The sequence below is a fragment of the Mycobacterium sp. NGS41 genome, from assembly GCF_059812725.1.
Window position 1 is genome coordinate 16,851 of the sequence record NZ_JCALDF010000013.1, and the last position, 19,115, is coordinate 35,965.

At 65.4% G+C, this 19,115-nt stretch carries 20 protein-coding genes and 1 tRNA gene; 10 read left to right on the forward strand and 11 right to left on the reverse strand.

Annotated features, from left to right (window positions below):
* Positions 1-244 precede the first annotated feature (244 nt).
* Positions 245-745, forward strand: coding sequence for a UCP032817 domain-containing protein (locus tag AC5Y21_RS13960; RefSeq protein WP_499913046.1), 501 nt, complete (start codon positions 245-247; stop codon positions 743-745).
* Positions 746-777: 32 nt separating this feature from the next.
* Positions 778-1,287, forward strand: coding sequence for an SgcJ/EcaC family oxidoreductase (locus tag AC5Y21_RS13965; protein ID WP_499913139.1), 510 nt, complete (start codon positions 778-780; stop codon positions 1,285-1,287).
* Here the strand turns inward: AC5Y21_RS13965 and AC5Y21_RS13970 are convergent.
* Positions 1,249-1,321 (reverse strand) — tRNA-Asn (locus AC5Y21_RS13970). The genes AC5Y21_RS13965 and AC5Y21_RS13970 overlap by 39 nt on opposite strands.
* Before the next feature lie 159 nt (positions 1,322-1,480).
* Between AC5Y21_RS13970 and AC5Y21_RS13975 the strand changes: the two genes are divergently transcribed.
* A complete protein-coding gene (locus AC5Y21_RS13975; protein ID WP_499913140.1) occupies positions 1,481-1,729 on the forward strand; it encodes a hypothetical protein in 249 nt (82 codons plus the stop codon).
* An 11-nt stretch (positions 1,730-1,740) separates the two neighbouring features.
* On the opposite strand, the gene dnaG is transcribed toward AC5Y21_RS13975, so the two are convergent.
* From dnaG to AC5Y21_RS13990, 3 genes are all read right to left on the reverse strand, one after another.
* Positions 1,741-3,666: a DNA primase gene (dnaG, locus tag AC5Y21_RS13980; RefSeq protein WP_499913047.1), complete on the reverse strand. Its 1,926-nt coding sequence runs from the start codon at positions 3,664-3,666 to the stop codon at positions 1,741-1,743.
* A gap of 73 nt (positions 3,667-3,739) precedes the next feature.
* On the reverse strand, positions 3,740-4,330 hold the full coding sequence (locus AC5Y21_RS13985) for a superoxide dismutase family protein (RefSeq protein WP_499913048.1): 591 nt from the start codon (positions 4,328-4,330) through the stop codon (positions 3,740-3,742).
* 40 nt (positions 4,331-4,370) lie between these two features.
* Positions 4,371-5,636 carry a deoxyguanosinetriphosphate triphosphohydrolase gene (locus AC5Y21_RS13990; RefSeq protein ID WP_499913049.1) on the reverse strand — a complete coding sequence of 422 codons (1,266 nt, stop codon included), beginning with the start codon at positions 5,634-5,636 and terminating at the stop codon, positions 4,371-4,373.
* A 79-nt stretch (positions 5,637-5,715) separates the two neighbouring features.
* Between AC5Y21_RS13990 and AC5Y21_RS13995 the strand changes: the two genes are divergently transcribed.
* From AC5Y21_RS13995 to AC5Y21_RS14005, 3 genes are all read left to right on the forward strand, one after another.
* A complete protein-coding gene (locus AC5Y21_RS13995) occupies positions 5,716-7,704 on the forward strand; it encodes a TPM domain-containing protein (RefSeq protein WP_499913141.1) in 1,989 nt (662 codons plus the stop codon).
* Positions 7,705-7,912: 208 nt separating this feature from the next.
* Positions 7,913-9,028 (forward strand): phosphotransferase, encoded by a 1,116-nt coding sequence (locus AC5Y21_RS14000; RefSeq protein ID WP_499913050.1) that lies wholly within the window; start codon positions 7,913-7,915, stop codon positions 9,026-9,028.
* Positions 9,029-9,119: 91 nt separating this feature from the next.
* Positions 9,120-10,148 (forward strand): DMT family transporter, encoded by a 1,029-nt coding sequence (locus AC5Y21_RS14005; RefSeq protein ID WP_499913051.1) that lies wholly within the window; start codon positions 9,120-9,122, stop codon positions 10,146-10,148.
* Positions 10,149-10,190: 42 nt separating this feature from the next.
* Here AC5Y21_RS14005 and AC5Y21_RS14010 read toward each other — a convergent pair whose 3' ends face one another.
* The gene (locus AC5Y21_RS14010) at positions 10,191-11,618 is read right to left on the reverse strand and encodes a glycine--tRNA ligase (protein ID WP_499913142.1); all 1,428 of its coding nucleotides are present in this window, start codon (positions 11,616-11,618) and stop codon (positions 10,191-10,193) included.
* A gap of 144 nt (positions 11,619-11,762) precedes the next feature.
* Here AC5Y21_RS14010 and AC5Y21_RS14015 point away from each other — a divergent pair, with 144 nt between their 5' ends.
* The gene (locus tag AC5Y21_RS14015) at positions 11,763-12,164 is read left to right on the forward strand and encodes an ArsR/SmtB family transcription factor (protein ID WP_499913052.1); all 402 of its coding nucleotides are present in this window, start codon (positions 11,763-11,765) and stop codon (positions 12,162-12,164) included.
* A gap of 52 nt (positions 12,165-12,216) precedes the next feature.
* Positions 12,217-12,615 carry a Fur family transcriptional regulator gene (locus tag AC5Y21_RS14020; protein WP_499913053.1) on the forward strand — a complete coding sequence of 133 codons (399 nt, stop codon included), beginning with the start codon at positions 12,217-12,219 and terminating at the stop codon, positions 12,613-12,615.
* 17 nt (positions 12,616-12,632) lie between these two features.
* Here the strand turns inward: AC5Y21_RS14020 and AC5Y21_RS14025 are convergent, their stop codons facing one another.
* Positions 12,633-13,013, reverse strand: coding sequence for a type II toxin-antitoxin system VapC family toxin (locus tag AC5Y21_RS14025; protein WP_499913054.1), 381 nt, complete (start codon positions 13,011-13,013; stop codon positions 12,633-12,635).
* On the reverse strand, positions 13,010-13,258 hold the full coding sequence (locus AC5Y21_RS14030) for a type II toxin-antitoxin system Phd/YefM family antitoxin (protein WP_499913055.1): 249 nt from the start codon (positions 13,256-13,258) through the stop codon (positions 13,010-13,012). Before AC5Y21_RS14030 ends, AC5Y21_RS14025 begins: the two co-directional genes overlap by 4 nt.
* 259 nt (positions 13,259-13,517) lie before the next feature.
* Between AC5Y21_RS14030 and AC5Y21_RS14035 the strand changes: the two genes are divergently transcribed.
* Positions 13,518-14,498, forward strand: coding sequence for an alpha/beta fold hydrolase (locus tag AC5Y21_RS14035; protein WP_499913056.1), 981 nt, complete (start codon positions 13,518-13,520; stop codon positions 14,496-14,498).
* On the opposite strand, the gene AC5Y21_RS14040 is transcribed toward AC5Y21_RS14035, so the two are convergent.
* Genes AC5Y21_RS14040 through recO form a run of 3 tightly spaced genes read right to left on the reverse strand, consistent with a single transcriptional unit; the run spans position 14,495 to position 16,615 of the window.
* Complete coding sequence (locus tag AC5Y21_RS14040) at positions 14,495-14,923, reverse strand: hypothetical protein (protein ID WP_499913057.1); 429 nt, start codon at positions 14,921-14,923, stop codon at positions 14,495-14,497. The two genes, AC5Y21_RS14035 and AC5Y21_RS14040, sit on opposite strands and share 4 nt — an antisense overlap.
* Entirely contained in the window at positions 14,923-15,813 is an 891-nt protein-coding gene (locus AC5Y21_RS14045) for a decaprenyl diphosphate synthase (protein WP_499913058.1), read from the reverse strand. The genes AC5Y21_RS14040 and AC5Y21_RS14045 overlap by 1 nt, the downstream gene beginning before the upstream one ends.
* A complete protein-coding gene (gene recO / locus AC5Y21_RS14050) occupies positions 15,806-16,615 on the reverse strand; it encodes a DNA repair protein RecO (RefSeq protein WP_499913059.1) in 810 nt (269 codons plus the stop codon). Before recO ends, AC5Y21_RS14045 begins: the two co-directional genes overlap by 8 nt.
* 61 nt (positions 16,616-16,676) lie before the next feature.
* Between recO and AC5Y21_RS14055 the strand changes: the two genes are divergently transcribed.
* Positions 16,677-18,179 carry an amidase gene (locus AC5Y21_RS14055; RefSeq protein WP_499913060.1) on the forward strand — a complete coding sequence of 501 codons (1,503 nt, stop codon included), beginning with the start codon at positions 16,677-16,679 and terminating at the stop codon, positions 18,177-18,179.
* A gap of 10 nt (positions 18,180-18,189) precedes the next feature.
* Here the strand turns inward: AC5Y21_RS14055 and era are convergent, their stop codons facing one another.
* Positions 18,190-19,101 (reverse strand): GTPase Era, encoded by a 912-nt coding sequence (era, locus tag AC5Y21_RS14060; protein ID WP_499913061.1) that lies wholly within the window; start codon positions 19,099-19,101, stop codon positions 18,190-18,192.
* Between the last annotated feature and the right edge of the window lie 14 nt (positions 19,102-19,115).

Consider the following 19,115-nt stretch of genomic DNA (forward strand, 5'->3'; position numbering starts at 1 on the left):
CGCTATGTCCACCGTGGCCGCTATGTCCACCGTGGCCGTAGCTACCGAAATCACCGCCGCCTTCCCATCCCCCGGCGCCGGTCATCCAGATGCCATCGCGCCCTGAGCCCCGTCTGGCGCGCGCGGCACGCCTCATCGTCACGACCATTAAGGCAAGAACACCGAGAACCACCACGGTGGTCAAGATCCCAAGCAGGAGAGGGCCAAGGTTACGCGCGCTTCTCGCGCCGCATACAGTTATCGCGTGCGGCGCCGAGCCGAGGACCGATACAGCCGAGCCGGTATTGCGGCGGCTGAACTCGAGCTTCCTGCTGCGGTGTTCAAGACCTGTCCGTGGCAGCCCCGGGCGCTCGTCGAGACCGGATTGCGACAGTGGCTTCGCTGCTGCGCACCCGCGCTGCGGGACAAGCAGGTGATCGGGATGCCGTCCCGCGCGGTCGATGAGGCCTGGCACGGCCTGATCCTTTGCACGACGCGGTATTCGGCGTTCTGCGACAAGGCATACGGCGAGTTTTTGCATCACTATCCGGAGGGCAGCGCCACTGCAGATACCCCGGGCGCCGGTGATTCAGCCGACGAACAGCTGCGCAGGACGGTCATCGCGTGGTCATTGGTCGCGCAGCCGGGCGAGCGGTGCGTGCTGTGGGATCTGGACAAACGCGTTGGGGTGGACGGCCCCTGGGGCATCGATCCGGCCCGCGTCGCGGAGATTGAAGCCGCTGTTGCGGATCTCGCCACGCGATAACCGTTCTGCGGCAATGGGATAGGAGTGACGTGGTGAGCAGTGACCGGCGCGCCGATGAGGATGCTATCCGCGACCTGCTTGATCGACAGACAAGGGCCTGGGCCGCAGGGGATCCTGAGGCCTACGCCGGCGTGTTCACGCCCGACGCGGACTACGTCACGTTCCTGGGCAGTCACCACAAAGGTCGCGAAGCAATCGCGGCCTCGTATGTATGGCTGTTCAAGAGACTCAAGGGGTCGCGCTTGGATACCGAGATCACCCAACTTCGGTTTCTGACGCCCGACGTGGCGCTGATCAACGCAAAAGGCGCGGTGATGAAGGGGGCGCGCCGGCGGAATCGAGGCAGTACCAGGGTGAACACCACCATCGCTGTACGGATTGATGGCCGGTGGCTCCTTGCCGCCTCGCAGAACACCACGCATCGTCGGCTGGTCGAAAAGCTCATGGGCAAGTTCGATGCGCGAATGGTGCCATCACAGGGCGTGCCTCACCAGGAGCTACAGCTCCCCCGCCTGGACTCGAACCAGGAACCCTTCGGTTAACAGCCGAACGCTCTGCCAATTGAGCTACAGGGGACTGCTCAGTCCACGCGGCGCTGGCGCGGATCGCGGGACGACTCTAGCGTACTGGGATAGCTTGACCAACTGGCAAGCCCAACTACCGGCACGGCAGGCGCGCACCCAGCTGTGTGAGGCAGGATGGAGCCATTCGCACCATAATCCGGGAGGGGCCGCTTTGATCGGGTATGTCTTCGTGCTCGGGGTGGGTTACGTGCTGGGTACCAAGGCCGGGCGGCGCCGATACGAGCAGATCGTCGGCACCTATCGGGCCGTTACCGGCAGTCCCGCGGCTCGGTCGGTGATCGAAGGGGGCCGCCGCAAGATTGCGAATCGGATCTCACCCGATGCGGGGTTTGTGACCCTGGCCGAGATCGACAACGCAACCACCGTCGTCGACCGGGTCGACGAGCGGCAGGCCAACTAGCGGCTAGCGCGTCACGCGGTGAGATCGTCTCCGCTGGCCTGCTCAAGCAGGCTGCGCCGGTAGGCCTCCATCGCGACCAGGTCGCCGAACAGCGCGTGATACTCGTCGCCCTGCTCGATCGGTGACATGCGTTGCAGCTTCGACTTGACGTCGGCAATCTGGCGGCCCATCCAAACCTCCTGCAGACGGGCCAGCACGCCGGCAATGTAGCGCGGTAGCTTCTCGTCGTCGACCTGGATCGCTTCCACCCCCAGTTCGCTGGTCAGGCCCGCGGTCAACGGCGACGTAGTGTGCCGGCGTACCGCATCGATCCACTCCGCACCGGTGATACCCGCCGAGGTGCCGCCCGCCGCTTCGATCGCCGCGCGCACGGCCGCGTAACCGGGGTGGGTGAAGCTCTCCACCGTCAGCGTGTCGAATACCGGGCCGGCCAGCGCCGGGTACTGCAACGCCGATTTGAGCGCCTCGCGCTGTGGCCACAGTGTCGGCTCACGCGGGTCCGGACGGGCGGCTGTGGATTCTGGGGATGCGGGCACGTCGCGCGGTTCCTGGGCGGCCCGACGCGGGGCTTTGGATCCGGAGCCGGCGCGGCCGGGGCGGGTGGATTTCTTGGCCTCGTCGCGCACCCGGCCGATGACCTGTGCGACGTCGGCCCAGCCGACCCAGCCGGCGAGCTGCCGGGCGTACTCGTCGCGCAAAGTGGGGTCTTTGATTTGGCCCACCATGGGTACACAGCGGCGCAGCGCGGCGACCCTGCCTTCGGCGCTGTCGAGGTCCATCTCGGCAAGGGCGGTGCGAATTGCGAACTCGAACAACGGGGTTCGTCGGGCAACCAGGTCGCGCAGTGCGCCGTCGCCCGACTTCAGCCGTAGATCGCAGGGGTCCATACCGTCGGGGGCCACCGCGACGAAGGACTGACCCGCCAAGTTCTGCTCGCCCTCGAGCGCCTTGAGTGCGGCGGCGCGACCCGCCTCGTCACCGTCGAAAACGTAGATCAACTCACCCCGAAAGAAGCTGTCGTCCATCATCAGCCGGCGCAACATCGACAGGTGCTCGTCGCCGAACGCGGTGCCGCACGACGCAACGGCCGTGGTGACACCGGCCAGATGCATCGCCATTACGTCCGTATAGCCCTCGACGACCACCGCCTGGTGCCCTTTGGCGATATCACGTTTGGCCAAATCGATGCCAAACATCACCGAGGACTTCTTGTACAGCAGCGTCTCGGGCGTATTGACGTACTTGGCCTCCATCGGGTCGTCGTCGAACAACCGCCGGGCGCCGAACCCGATCACTTCGCCGGCCGCGGTGCGGATGGGCCACAGCAGCCGGCGGTGAAAACGGTCCATCGGACCGCGGCGGCCCTGACGAGACAGGCCCGCGGCTTCCAGCTCTTTGAACTCAAAGCCCTTGCGCTGCAGATGCTTTGTCAATGACTCCCAGCCAGAGGGCGCGAACCCGCAGCCGAAGCGGCGCGCGGCTTCGGCATCGAAGTTCCGCTCCTTCAGGTACTGACGGGCCGGCGCTGCCTCCTCGGATTCCAGCGCCGCCGCATAAAACTCCGCCGCGGCAGCATTGGCCGCGATCAGCCGGCTGCGGCTGCCGCGGTCGCGCTGCACGCTGGTGGCCGGGCCGGTGTAGCTGATCGTGTGGCCGACGCGGTCGGCGAGCAGTTCAACCGCCTCGACGAAGCTGACGTGTTCGATCTTCTGGACGAAGGCATATACGTCGCCGCCCTCACCGCAGCCGAAGCAATGGAAGTGACCATGGTTGGGGCGGACGTGAAACGACGGAGACTTCTCGTTGTGGAATGGGCACAGGCCTTTGAGGGAGTCGGCCCCGGCTCTCCGAAGCTGCACATAGTCGGCGACGACGTCCTCAATGCGAATCCGCTCGCGGATGGCGGCGATGTCGCGATCGGAGATCCGGCCAGCCATCGGCTCAGTCTAAAGCGCCGGGCCGGCTAGTTGAGACGGTGGCGACCCCGCTTCGCACGACGTGACCGCCGCGCTACCCGGTACCGATGACACCGCATGCGATCCGGTCCATCGCCATGTGGTCGACGCCGTGGATCATCAACGCGGTCCCCTTCCCAGCCAGTAGCTCCTCCCGGGTGAAGGCATCGGTGGTGGTCTGCAGGGAACCGGAGCCGTCCGCGTTCACCTCGAGCGGTGGCAGGTCGCCGCTTTCCGGCTTACCGGTATGCCCGGGCGCCTGGTAATGGCCGCCGGCGGACAAGAAGTTGCCCGACGGCCCGCCGTTCGGGGCAACGGAGTTGGGCTCACATTTTCCGATTTCGTGGATGTGCACGCCGTGGCTACCGGGTGCCAGGATGCCCGGGCAGACCGTTTCCACGTGGACCGTGGCATGGCCCCCGCTGAAATCGAACGTCGCGTTGGCGACCAATGTGCCCTCCGGATTTTTCAGGTGTGCTGTCAGCGTGCCGGCGGTAGGCGCCGCACTGGTTGTGGAGGGGGAACTGCTCTGGACTGCGGGGATGCTGCTGGTCTGGCTGCCCGAATGTTGAGCAGAACTGCAGGCACTCATCGCCACGACAGGCAACGACAGCAGAATGGTGGCGACCGCGGTGTTCCTGATCATGCTTGGCAGCCTAACCGCTGCGATTTCGCCGAGCGATTCGCTAGAGGTCAGCGCGGCGGGCGTCGATACGCTCCAGCCTGCCTTCGGTATACGAGGCGATCTGGTCGACGATCACCCGCCGCCGGGCGTCGTCGTCGGGCGCGACGGTGAACGCCGCGGCATAGATCGGGTCGAGTGTTCGGGGCGCCCCAGCGTACAGCCAGTGGGCTACCCGGTGGATCCGATCACGCTGACGCGCCTGAGTGTCCAGATGCCGCGGGTCAGACATAATGAATTGCAGCGCAAGGGTTTTCAGAACGGCAACCTCGGCGCGCACCAGGTCGGGCACTTGCAGGTCGGCCTGGTAGCGCACCAACGGACCTGGCCCGGCCGCCGCACGCGTGCTCGCAATCGCGGCCGACACGAACCGGCCCACCAGCTCACTGGTCAACCGCTTGAGCGCGACGGCCGCCGCCAGCGTGGCGTCGTACTTGCCGACAGCGGCCACCACGGGCAGCTTCGACAGCCGCCGGGCGGCGGCCATCAACTCGTCAGAACCCACCCGGGAGTACTGACGCTCGCCCAGCTTGGCCAATACCGCCGCCTCGTCGTCGTCGGCGAGCACGCGCAAGTCGATGCGTTCGGAGACGACGCCGTCCTCGACATCGTGCACCGAATAGGCGACATCGTCGGCCCAATCCATCACCTGTGCTTCCAGGCAAGCCCGATCCGCCGGCGCCTCCTGACGCATCCACGCCGCCGCATCGCGGTCGTCGTCGTAGAACCCGAACTTGTCATGCCCCTGACCACGCAGCCACGGGTATTTGGTGACCGCGTCCAGGGCTGCCCGAGTCAGGTTCAGCCCTGCGCTATCCCCTTGCCCGTCAAACACTTTCGGTTCAAGGCTGGTGAGAATCCGGAAGTTCTGCGCATTGCCTTCGAAGCCGCCGCACTCGGCGGCAACCTCATTGAGCGCCGCCTCGCCGTTGTGCCCATACGGAGGGTGGCCGATGTCGTGCGCCAGGCCGGCCAGTTCGACGAGGTCGAGGTCGCAACCCAGCGCGACCGCCATGCCCCGCCCGATCTGGGCCACCTCCAGCGAATGGGTCAGCCGGGTACGCGGAGTGTCACCTTCCCGGGGACCGACCACCTGGGTTTTGTCGGCCAGCCGACGCAGCGCGGCGCTGTGCAGGACGCGGGCCCGGTCGCGGGCGAAGTCGGTGCGGTGCTGGCCTTCCGTCCCCGGCAGACCCGCAGTCTTCGGCGCTTCGGTTACCCGCCGCTGACGGTCGAAGTCGTCGTAGGGGTCGTCCCGATTCGTGGTCACCGACGTACAGTCTGCCAGGGCGGTCGTCGAACGCGCCGACAAAGAGTTGGCGCGCATCGGTGCAGAGCTACATTGGCGTATGCGCATTGCTCGCCTGCTCGGCGTGGTCCTGGCGATGCTGGCTGTGAGTCTTACCGGGACCGTGCTGCTCACACCGCCCGCCGGCGCGCAACCACCGTTCCGGCTTCCGGGCTACATCACCGACAACGCCGGCGTGCTGTCCGAATCGGGCCGCGCCGAGGTGAAATCCGCCGTCGACAAGCTCTATGCCGAGCGCCACGTCAGGCTATGGGTGGTCTACGTCGACAACTTCTCCGAGCTGCCCGCGGAGGCCTGGGCCAAGCGCACGTACAGCGCCAGCGACTTGCACGGATACGACGCACTGCTGGCCGTGGCCACCACCAGCAGGGCGTATGCATTTCTGGTGTCGACCGAGGTGCACAGCGTCAACGCCGGTCAGGTCGAAGCCCTGCGGCACACGCAAATCGAACCCGCCCTGCGCGACGGCAATTGGAGCGGCGCGGCAGTTGCCGCCGCCAACGGGCTCAACCAGGCACCGAGTTCCTCAGGCCGGGTGTTGCTGCTGATCGTGTTGGGCGTGATCGTCGTCGTGGTAGTGGTCTTGCTGATCGTTATGCGCTATCGGAACCGGCGCCGCCGCGCCGCTGCGCTGGCAGCCGCCCGGCGAGTCGACCCCACCGACGCGACCGCGCTGGCCGCCGTCCCCCTCGAGGCGTTGGACGACCTGTCCCGGTTGATGGTGGTGGACGTCGACAATGCGGTACGCACCAGCTCTAATGAGCTCACGCTGGCGATCGAGGAGTTCGGCCAAGAGCGCACCGAACCCTTCACCAACGCGGTCAACAACGCCAAAGCCGCTCTGTCGCAAGCGTTCACCGTGCGCCAACAACTCGACGACGCCATTCCTGAGACGTCGGCGCAGCGACGCGAGTTGCTCACCCGGGTGATCGTGTCCGCGGCAACGGCTGATCGCGAACTGGAGTCGCAGACCGAATCCTTCGAGCAGCTACGGGATTTGGTGATCAACGCCCCGTCGCGGCTCGACGGGCTGACTCAGCAGTATGTCGAACTGACCTCCCGCATCACCCCGACGGAACAGCGGCTGGCCGATCTGCACAACGAATTCGACACCGCCGCTTTGACTTCGGTCTCGGGCAATATCTCGACCGGCAAGGAGCGTCTGGCGTTCGCCGACAAGAACATCGGTGCGGCCCGCGCTCTGACCGCGCACGTGGAGAGCGGGCGACAGAGCGATTTGGTCGATGCGGTTCGTGCTGCCGAGTCGGCGCTCGGGCAAGCGCGTTCGCTGTTCGATGCGGTGGACAGTGCGGCCAGCGACATCCGGCACGCCGTCGCTTCGCTGCCGTCGGTCATGAGCGATATCCAGACGGCTATCACGCACGCCAACGAGCATCTGCAGCAGAGCCCGAAATCCAAGTCGGCGCATACCGGAGAACTGGTCGCGGCCCGCGATGTCGCAACCAGAGCCGTCGACACCGCTCGTGGCACCGGTTCCGCCGATCCGTTGGGCACCTTTGTGCGGTTGACCAAGGCCGATGCGGAACTCAACCGGGTGCTGACCACCCTGGCCGAAGAGCAGGCGGCCGCCGACCGTCTCAACCGTTCGCTCGAACAGGCGTTGTTCACCGCGGAATCGCGGGCGCGTGGAGTGTCGGAGTACATCGACACCCGTCGCGGCAGCATCGGGTCCGAGGCGCGCACCCGGCTGTCGGAGGCGAAACGGCACCTCCAAGCCGCGCATGACCTGAGAACGACTAATGCGACCGAGGCGATTGCCCACGCTAACGCGGCGTCGACGCTGGCCGCTCACGTGCAGGCGCTGGCCAATGCGGACGTGGAATCGGCTGAGCGCGCCTATAGCCGCCGCAGCGGAGACGACACCGGCGCGCTGATCGGCGGGATCATCATCAGTGACCTGCTGAGCGGAGGCATGCGGGGCGGCTTTGGCTGGAGCCCCACATCATTCGGTGGCTCGTCACGCAACTCATCCGGAGGCGGTTTCATGGGCGGTGGCGGCCGATTTTAAGCATCGCGCGCAGTCGCGAAAGCTGCCGAAACCTAGGTATTTCGGACTCTGCCCGGTTGCGCCGGCCGCGGGGGTCCGTGCGTCGTTCCAAGAATCCTTCAAGACGGCTATGGGATCCTCCTCGACGGCTTGTTGCAGCCGGGGGGTGCGGGCCAGCAGAGGAGAAATAGTGAATCTGATCAGGTCAGGTCGGGCGATCGCAGAATCCGTGCTCGCGTTGTCGCCGTGGGTGCCGGCGCCGAAGCCCGAGTGGGCGGCGGGCGTCGACGCGACGTGGATAACGGCCGTATTCGGTCAGCGCGTGCCGGACGCCGTCGCGCTTCGCGTCGAGACCATGGAGGGCACGTCAGGGCTGACTGACCGGCGACGTCTGGCCGTCGAGTGGAACGCGGCCGGCCAGGATGCCGGGCTGCCCGCGAGCGTGTTCGTCAAGTCGACGCCGTTGTCAGCGAAGAACCGTGCGATGGTGGCCGCCCTCGATATGGCGATGAACGAAGTCCGGTTCTACGACGCGATCCGCCCAGGACTCGGGGACGACGTCGCGCCGCAGGTGTACGCGTGCCACGCGGGCCATGGTGCCCGTTATCTGCTCCTGTTGGAGGACCTCGTCGGCGCCGGGGCAACCTTTCTCGAGAGCCCTGCCGCGCTCGACCTGCCCTACGCGGAGGGCATCGTGCGCGCTTTGGGCCACCTGCACGCAGCGTTCTGGGACAGCCCGCGTCTGGACAATGACCTCAGCTGGATCGCGTCGGAGAGGCAGCGGCCTGGATTTGCCGTCATGCTCTGGCAGTTTCGCCGCATGCGCAAGAAACTACTCGCTTCCGAGGAGTACGAACTGCCGCCGTCGGTGCGACGCATGGCCGAATTCGTCAACCGCAACGATCATGCGCTGCACGCGAAGTGGAAGATTGGTCCGCAGACCGTGCTGCACGGCGACGGGCATGCGGGCAACACCTACGGCCTTCCGGACGGGCGAAGCGGGCTCCTCGACTGGCAGCTGATCCAGCGTGGACCCGGAATCCGCGAAATCAGCTACTTCTTCACGCATTCGCTGCCGATCGAGCTGCGCAGGCAGCATCAGGAAGACCTGATCAGGCTTTACCTGTCGACCCTGCGGGAATACGGCTTGACCGACCCTCCGACGTTTGACGAGGCGTGGCAGGCCTACCGATTCTTCGTTTTCGACGCGTGGGACTTTATCGGCCTGTGCGCCGTGTGGCCCGGGCTCCAGCCCCCCGATTACGTCGAGGAAGGGTTTCGCCGCGCGAATGCAACGGTCTCCGATCTGGAGGTAGACAAAGCGGTGATGGCCGCGCTGTCATGATCCCGGGCCTAACTGTGAACTTGGACTGGCGGAGTCCGCAAGACTGGATGTTGGACAAGGCCTTTGAGCCGGTGCGGCAAGGAGGGCAACCATGTTGAAGACGGAGATCATCCCCGCAATCTTGGCCCTGCTCGGCGCGCTGTCGGCCGCGATCGGAAATGTGATCCGTCAGCGGTCCGCTCATACGGTCACCGAGGGTGAAGTTGGGCACCTGACGCTGTTCAGCATGCTGGTGCGCAACCGCAACTGGTGGCTGGGCGGTCTCGGGGACGTCGCCAGCAACATATTCATTGCTATAGCGCTGGACCACGGTTCGGTCATGCTGGTCACCTGCCTGCAGGTGACATTGTTGCTGTTCGCATTGCCCATCTATGCACGGGTGAGCGGCCATCCCATCACCCGCTCGGAGTGGGTGTGGGCGGTCGTGCTGGCCGCGGCGTTGGCGCTGCTCATCAAGGTCGGGGATCCGACCGTCGGCGTGCCCCGGGGCGCGGTGAGTGACTGGCTCATCGCGGCCGTGGTGTTGGGTCCGACACTGGTGCTGTGCGTGCTGGGGGCCCGCCTTTTGAAAGGCCGTCCGGCGTCGGCGGTGCTGCTGGCGGCAGTGAACGGAGCGTCGATGGCGGTGTTCGTCGTGCTGACCAAGGGCATTGTACAAGTGATTCATCACGGCGGCCACCACTTGCTCCATACCTGGGAGTTCTACGTCTGGATCCTCGCCGGGGTGTCCGGGACGATCTTTCAGCAGTCAGCGTTCCGCGCCGGCTCGCTGACCGCCTCCCTGCCGACGATGATCGTCCTAAGACCCATCGTGGCCGTGATACTGGGTGTCGCTGTGCTCAAGGAGACGCTGCGACTGGAAAGTGGCCCGGAATGGGCTTTGCTGGCAGCGATAACGGCGCTGGTGATCGTCTCCACGGTGATGCTGGCGCGAGGTGAGGCCGCCGTCATAGAGGAGGACGAAGAACACAACGTGCATAACGTGACAGCCGGCGACGAACCGAGCAAGGCGCCATCGGAACGAATGGGCGACGGACGCTTAACCGGCAGCCATGCTCCCCCCGGTGGTCACCCGCCCACTCTTCCAGGAGGAGCCTCAGGCCCACGGAACGGTCAGTAGGACCGGATGCGGGAGCTTTTGCGTCCGCTCGCAGGTGCGGTACTAGCTGCCCTTGAGGCGCACCGCCAGGTAGTCGGCGACGTCGCTCATCGGGATGCGCTCCTGCGTCATCGCGTCACGCTCGCGCACCGTGGCCGCATGATCCTCGAGTGATTCGAAATCCACCGTCACGCAGTACGGCGTACCGATCTCGTCCTGGCGCCGATAGCGCCGCCCGATCGCGCCGGCGTCGTCGAAATCGATGTTCCAGCATTTCCGCAATTCAGCGGCCAGGTCGCGGGCCTTGGGGCTCAAGTCGGCATGCCGCGACAGTGGCAACACGGCGGCCTTGACCGGTGCCAGTCGCGGGTCCAGCCGAAGCACCGACCGCTTGTCCATCCCGCCTTTGGCGTTCGGCGCTTCGTCCTCGGTGTAGGCGTCGATCAAGAACGCCATGAACGACCGGGTCAGACCGGCTGCGGGTTCGATGACGTACGGCGTGTAACGAGTGTCAGCGACCTGGTCGTAAAATGACAGGTCGACGCCGGAATGCTCGCTGTGCGTTGACAAATCGAAATCGGTCCGATTGGCGACGCCTTCCAGCTCGCCCCACGGGTTGCCCACGAAGCCGAATTTGTACTCGATGTCGACGGTGCGGTCGGAGTAGTGCGACAACTTGTCCTTCGGGTGTTCGAACAGCCGCAGGTTCTCCGGATCGATCCCGAGATCGACATACCACTGCAGTCGGTTGTCGATCCAATACTGATGCCATTCTTTGGCCGTCGCCGGGTCGACGAAGAACTCCATTTCCATTTGCTCGAACTCGCGCGTGCGGAAAATGAAGTTGCCCGGCGTGATCTCGTTGCGGAAGCTTTTGCCGATCTGCCCGATACCGAACGGCGGCTTCTTGCGAGCGGTCGTGACCACGTTGGCGAAGTTGACGAAGATGCCCTGGGCGGTCTCGGGTCGCAGATAATGCAGCCCCTCCTCGGTTTCGATGGGCCCGAGATAGGTCTTGAGCATCATGTTGAACTCGCGCGGTTCGGTCCACTGGCCGGGTTCGCCGGTGTCCGGGTCGCGAATATCGGCCAGCCCGTTGGGCGGCGGCTGCCCGTGTTTGGCTTCATAGGCCTCGATGAGGTGGTCGGCCCGATAGCGCTTGTGCGTGATCAACGACTCGACCAGCGGGTCGTGAAACACCTCGACATGGCCGGAGGCCACCCAGACCTGCCGCGGCAGGATGATCGACGAATCGATTCCCACCACGTCGTCGCGGCCGGTGACCACCGAGCGCCACCACTGCCGTTTGATGTTCTCCTTGAGCTCCACGCCCAGCGGACCGTAGTCCCACGCCGACTTTGTGCCGCCGTAGATTTCACCCGAAGGAAAGACGAAGCCGCGCCGTTTGGCCAGGTTGACTACGGTGTCGATGACGGACGCCACGGGGTAGTCACTCCTTTCTGGTCCCTTCTGGGATTTGGGCAGGCACATGCCGCAGCGAACCGCGCCGCGCAAAGCATGAGTCATGGTAGCGATAGGCGGTGTCGTCTTTGACATGCGTGGTCATGCATGTGACAGTGGAAGTCAGCCGCAGACTCGTATCAATCTGGCACTTCTCGAGGTGATGACTCCGATATGGTGACGTCCTCCTCAACGCCGACCGCTGAAGACGCCTCGAGTGAGGCCTCCGATCTGGTGGGCGCCCACGAGCACACGGACGGCGGATTCACCGAGTACCCCGCGCCGCCGCCGAGGGAGATTCTCGACGCCGCCGGCGAGTTGCTGCGCGCGCTGGCCGCACCCGTGCGGATCGCCATCGTGCTGCAATTGCGCGAATCCCAACGCTGCGTGCACGAGCTGGTCGACGCGCTTGGCGTGCCACAGCCGCTGGTCAGCCAGCATCTGAAGATCCTCAAGGCGGCGGGCGTGGTCGCCGGCGAGCGCTCCGGCCGCGAAGTGCTCTATCGGCTGGCCGACCATCACCTTGCGCACATCGTCGTCGACGCGGTCGCCCATGCCGGCGAGGACGCCCCATGACCCGCGCCGTGCAGCGGCGAGGGGGACGCAGCGATGAGGAGGAGCGGCGTCAATGACCCGCACTAGCGAGGGCGCCCGCTCCACCCGTCAGCGAGCAGCGGTTTCGACACTGCTGGAGACCCTCGACGACTTCCGCTCGGCCCAGGAAATACACGACGAGTTGCGTCGTCGCGGTGAGAACATCGGGCTGACCACCGTCTATCGGACGCTGCAATCGATGGCGGCGGCCGGAATGGTCGATACGCTGCGCACCGATACGGGCGAATCCGTCTATCGCAGGTGCTCGGAACACCATCACCACCATCTGGTGTGTCGCAACTGCGGTTCCACCATCGAGGTGGGTGACCACGAGGTCGAGACATGGGCCGCCGAAGTGGCCACCAAACACGGATTCTCTGACGTCAGCCACACCATCGAGATCTTCGGTACCTGCTCGGAATGCGTATCCTGACGCGCTGACGGCCTAGCTCAGACTGTTACGACGTCGACCAAGCCCTCGAGGCCGCCGAAGTCGACGGAGTTGCGGGTATAGAGCAGGGCTGAGTCGGCGTGCGCGGTGGCCGCTATCAACAGGTCCGTCGAGCGTGCTTGCGGCTGGCGTCCGGCGTCGACTACCGCTGCCGCCAGCTGGCCATAGCTAACCGCCACAACGTCATCCAACGGCAACGCGTCGAACTTGCGCTGGACAATCAGCAGACGTCGCAGCCGCTCGGAGCGCACCTTCTGCTGTTTGGCCGCGAGGGCTCCAAAGTGGAGTTCCGCCAAGGTGATTGCGCTGATGGCCAGTTCACCTTCAAGCGGCTCGAGGTCCGTCGCGATGACCACGCTGGTGTCGAGGATCGCCCTCATTCCGTTGCCCAGGGGTGGCGTACATCGTCAGCGATTGCCTCGCGGTCGGCCTCCCAGGCAAGGTCTGCCGGCCCGGCGAACAGTTCGGCCACATCGTCCCATCGCCTCCAGGTCCGAGGGGCCGCCGGAACGAGGCGGGCTCCCGGGCGGCCGGCCACGGTGATGGTGATCTCCTCGCCCTCTTCGGCGCGTCGCACGAGTTCGGAAGCATTCTGCCGGAGTTCGCGTAATCCAACCCTCTGCATCGTTCCCCGGTTGTAGCACAAGTGCTACTTGTGCTACCACGACGAGGATGGATGACCCGACTCGGCGTTGCACCCTTCTGCACAGGGCCGACCGACTCTTGCGGAGACCGATTAGATCGCCGCGGCAGTTTCCGACACCTTCTGTGTCAAGAATCCTTCAAGAACTCGCCAAGCCCATGCTGCGACTCTTCCGATGACGCTCCTGGAAAAGCGTTCCAGAAGCTTTAACGAGAGCCCACTTGAGCGAAGTGAGAACACGATGCGGAACCATCCATCGCCGCACCTGCGGCCGGTCCGCGACGTGGAACCTCCGTCGCTGCAATTCCGCACGATCCACGGTTACCGCCGCGCCTTTCGGGTGGCCGGGTCCGGGCCGGCTCTGCTGCTGATCCACGGCGTCGGCGCCAACTCCGCGTCATGGGAGCCAGTGCACGCCAAACTTGCGCAACGCTTTACCGTCATCGCGCCGGATCTGCTGGGCCACGGCGAATCTGACAAACCGCGCGCCGACTATTCCTTGCCGGCCTTCGCAAACGGCATGCGCGACCTGCTCGGCGCGCTTGGTATCGACCGCGTCACCGTCGTCGGACATTCATTTGGTGGCGGAGTTGCGATGCAATTCGCCTATCAGTACCCGCATCTGGTCGAGCGCACCGTGCTGGTAAGTGCCGGCGGCGTCGCCAAGGACGTCAGCGTCGCACTGCGGTTGGCGGCACTGCCTGTGGCCAGCGACGCGCTGCTGCGCCTGCCCGGCGCTTTGCCCGCGATGCGACTCTTTGGCCGCTTTGTCGGAAATGTACTGCGTTCCACCAGGTTCGGGCGCGATGCGGCGAACATCGTGGGGGTGCTGGAGAATTTGCAGGAACCCCGCGCGTTGTCGGCGTTCGCGCGCACCCTGCGGTCGGTGGTCGATGCACGCGGCCAGTTCGTCACCATGCTGGATCGAAGCTATCTGGTGCAATCTATTCCGGTGCAAGTGATTTGGGGCGCAGAGGACTCCGTGATTCCGGTCGACCACGCCCACATCGCGCACGCGGCAATGCCTGGCTCGCGCCTGGAGATCTTCGAGAAGTCCGGGCACATGCCGTTCAGTGACCACCCGGATCGGTTCGTCGCGGTCATCGAACGATTCATCGACTCGACCCGACCGGCCGACTACGATCACGACCTGCTGCGCTCGCTGCTGCAGACCGGCGGGCAGGACACCGCTCATCCGGCCGCTGAAGCGGCGGTGTCTTAGCCAGTCAGCGTCCGACGCACCTGAGCGCCGGTGTCCAGCACCAGCAGGATCATGGTACGCAGCGCTTCGTCGGTCAAGCCGGCGCCGGGAAAGTTGTATCGCAGCATCACGTCGGCGATCTTGGCCGCACTCTTGCCGGAGTTGCGCTGCACGGCCTTCTCGTTGATCTTCTCTACCAGCGTCACCGTGCCGAGGTTGGATTCGCGCGCCTGGTGGGCCACTTGTTCGCTGAGCTTCTTGGTCAGCGGCAAGTCCCACGCCAATATCTGGGTCAATGACACCAAGTCGAGGTCCTCGGCAATGTTGACCACCCGCAGCGACGCGAATGTACCGTCATGTCGCACCGTCAACGCGCCGTCGGATTCCTCCTCGACGGGCAGAACGTCGCGAAGGACCGAGGCCAGACGCTCCTGCAGGGACGGCATTAGGCGCTCCCGAACCGTCGGTTGCGAGACGCGTACTCCTCGCAGGCCGCCCACAGATCGCGGCGGTCATAGTCGGGCCACAACTTGTCCTGGAATATGTATTCAGCGTATGCCGCCTGCCACAACATGAAATTGCTCGACCGCTGCTCCCCCGAGGTTCGCAGCAAAAGATCCACATCCGGGATGTCGGGCCACTGCAGATGACGGGCGATCGTCGACTCCGTGATCCGGTCCGGGTTGAACTTGCCTGCCTCTACCAAACGAGCGATATCCCGCGCGGCTTCCGCGATTTCGGTGCGGCCACCGTAGTTCACGCAGTAGTTGACCGTGATGACATCGTTGTTTCGCGTCATCTCCTGCGCGATCGCCAATTCATTGATGACACTGCGCCACAGCCGTGGCCGCGCCCCCACCCACCGGATCCGGACCCCAATCGTGTTGAGGTTCTTGCGGCGCAGCCGCACGACGTCGCGGTTGAAGCCCATCAGAAAACGGACCTCCTCGGGCGAACGCTTCCAGTTTTCGGTGGAGAAGGCGTACAGGCTGAGCCACTTGATCCCGAGTTCGATTGCGCCGCAAACAATGTCGATCACTACCGCCTCGCCTGCCTGGTGACCCTCGGTGCGGGCCATGCCACGCTGGGTGGCCCAGCGGCCGTTGCCGTCCATCACGATGGCCACATGAGCCGGTAGCCGCTCGCGCGGAATTCGCGGCGCGGCGGCTTTCGACGGATGTTGCGGCGGTCGGCTTGGACCGCCGTCGGGAGAGGGCGGCAGTGCAGGGAACACGACTGGCCAGGTCGACTTGTCGGGAAAGGTCGGGTAGTTGTCGGGAGCCGGAGGCAGCTGCGGAAAGTCGCTGGAAGTCAGCTTGCGTCCGGTCCTAGCCACAGGCCATATCCTGTCTGACGTCCAGCTCGTTCCGGGCTGCGCGCCGGTCGGCGATGGTGCGATCCGCCTGATACGTCCGCTCCACCAGTGGCAATGTTTTGAGCTGCCGTTCCAGATGCCATTGCAGGTGCGCGGCCACCAACCCGCTGACCTGGCTGCGGTGGGATTGCGGTGTCTGTCGGGCGGCCTCCCAATCACCGTCGTACAGCGCTGACATCAGCTCCAGCACGCCCGGCGGCGGTGTCGTCGAACCTGCTGGACGGCAGTGCGCGCAGACGCTGCCGCCGGCGGCGATGTGAAACGCCCGATGTGGGCCGGGTGTGGCACAGCGGGCGCATTCGGTCAGCGCCGGCGCCCATCCGGCGATGCCCATCGCACGCAGTAGGTAGGCGTCCAACAACAGCTCGCGGGGCCGGCTTCCGTCAGCCACCGCCCGCAATGCGCTCACCGTGAGCCGGTGTAGAGCCGGGGCAGGCGCCCGCTCCTCGCCGGCGAGGCGTTCGGCGGTTTCCAGCATCGCGCAGCCGCAGGTGTACCGGGCATAGTCGCTGACGATGTCGGTGGCGAACGCGTCGATGGAGACGACCTGGGTGACAATGTCGAGGTTGCGGCCGGGATGCAGTTGCGCGTCGATATGCGCAAACGGCTCCAGCCGTGCACCGAATTTGCTGCGGGTGCGACGAACGCCTTTGGCCACCGCCCGCACCAGCCCGTGATCGCGGGTCAACAAGGTGACGATCCGGTCGGCTTCGCCAAGCTTGTGCTGACGCAGCACAACAGCCCGGTCTCGATACAGCCGCATCACAATATTTTTGCACCCCACCGCGACATTGCGGGTATCCGCGCCGATAGTCTCGTACCCCGTGATTGGCGCTTCTGGCTCCGTTTCTGGGTCCGCTTCCGGATCCGGTTACCAGCGGCTGCCCACCCTGACTGACCTGCTCTACCAGCTGGCCACTCGCGCCGTCACCTCCCAACAGCTGGTGCAGCGTTCCCTGCATGCCATCAGGATGAGCCAGCCCACATTGAACGCTTTTCGCGTGGTTCTGACCGAGTCCGCGCTGGCCGACGCGCTGGAGGCGGACCGGCGCCGGGCCGCCGGTGTGACGGCGCCGCTGCTGGGCATCCCGATCGCGGTCAAGGACGACGTGGACGTTGCTGGAGTCCCCACCGCCTTCGGCACCGAAGGCTATGTCGAGCCCGCCACCCAGGACGCCGAGGTGGTTCGTCGCCTGCGCGCCGCCGGTGCGGTGATCGTCGGCAAGACCAACACCTGTGAACTGGGCCAATGGCCGTTCACCAGCGGTCCCGCCTTCGGACACACCCGCAACCCGTGGTCGCGTCGCCATACGCCGGGCGGATCGTCGGGCGGCAGCGCCGCCGCGGTGGCCGCGGGCCTGGTCACGGCAGCTATCGGCTCCGATGGTGCAGGCAGCGTCCGCATCCCTGCCGCGTGGACGCACCTGGTTGGTATCAAGCCGCAGCGTGGCCGGATCTCGACCTGGCCGTTGCCGGAAGCATTCAACGGGATCACCGTCAACGGTGTGCTGGCCCGCACGGTGGCAGATGCGGCGCTGGTGCTCGACGCGGCTTCCGGCAACGTGGAAGGCGATCGGCACAAGCCGCCCCCGCTGACCGCGTCCGACTACGTAGGCATCGCGCCCGGTCCCTTGACTATCGCGCTGTCAACCCGGTTCCCTTACACCGCTTTTCGGGCCAAGCTGCATCCGGAGATTCTGGCGGCAACCGAACAGATGGGCAAACAGCTCGAGTTGCTCGGCCACAATGTGGTGTCGGGCAACCCGGACTATGGCCTGCGCTTGTCGTGGGACTTTCTCACCCGGTCCACCGCGGGGTTGGTGGAGTGGGAAGAGCGACTGGGCGACGAAGTCATATGGGACCGCCGCACCCTGTCGAATCTGCGTACCGGTCGACTACTGGGGCAGGCGATCCTGCGGAGCGCGCGCCGGCACGAATCCGCCGAACAGCGCCGGGTGGGCTCGATCTTCGACATCGTCGACGTGGTGCTGGCACCGACGACCGCACAGCCGCCGCCGTTGGCGCGCTCCTTCGACCGGCTGAGTGGCTTTGGCACCGATCGCGCCATGATCGCCGCGTGCCCGCTGACGTGGCCGTGGAACGTACTGGGCTGGCCATCGATCAGTGTGCCGGCGGGGTTCACCTCCGACGGCCTGCCGATCGGCGTGCAGCTGATGGGTCCCGCCAACAGCGAGGGCCTGCTGATCTCGCTGGCCGCCGAGCTGGAGGCGGTTTGCGGCTGGGCGACCAAACAGCCAAAAGTGTGGTGGGAGAACAATACCGGCACATCGCGGGTGAATGGCGCGCCGCTACCGAGGGATGTCTAAAGCGGTAGGGCTAAAACCCTAGCCTGCCAAGCTGTTTGGGGTCTTGCTGCCAATTCTTTGCGACTTTGACACGCAAGTCGAGATAGATCTTGGTCCCGAGCAGCTTCTCGATCTGACCACGGGCGGCGGTCCCCACTTCACGCAGCCGGGCCCCACCCTTGCCGATGACGATTCCCTTCTGGCTGGGCCGTTCCACGTACAGCACGGCGTGCACGTCGGTCAGATCGTCACGCCCCTCCCGCGGACTGACCTCGTCGATCACCACCGCCAGCGAATGCGGCAGCTCGTCCCGCACTCCCTCCAGCGCGGCCTCACGGATGAACTCGGCCATCAGGACCTCCTCGGGTTCGTCGGTCAGCTCACCGTCGGGGTAGTACGCCGGCCCGGGGGGCAGGGCCGCCGCCAGCACGTCGACCAGCACGTCGACCTGTTCACCGGTTGCCGCCGACACCGGGACGATCTCGCCGGAGTTGGCGGTGTTTTCCAGGAGTTCGCCAACCGCAACCAGCTGCGCGGCCAACTTCTGCCTGGGTACTTTGTCGATCTTGGTGACGACGACGACCAGGGTCGTCTTCGGGGCGACGGACCGGATCTGGTCGAGGATCCAGCGGTCGCCGGGACCGATCGCTTCGTCGGCCGGGATGCACAGCCCAATGACGTCAACTTCGGAGTAGGTATCGCGGACCAAGTCGTTGAGCCGCTTGCCCAGCAGCGTGCGAGGCCGGTGCAGGCCGGGGGTATCGACCAGAATGATCTGAAATTCCCCGCTTTTGTGCAGGATCCCGCGAATGGTGTGCCGCGTTGTCTGCGGTCTCGTCGAGGTGATGGCGACTTTCGCGCCGACCAGCGCGTTGGTCAGCGTCGACTTGCCGGTGTTCGGCCTGCCGACCAAACATACGAAGCCCGAACGGAATTCACTCACGTCGAGCAGTCACC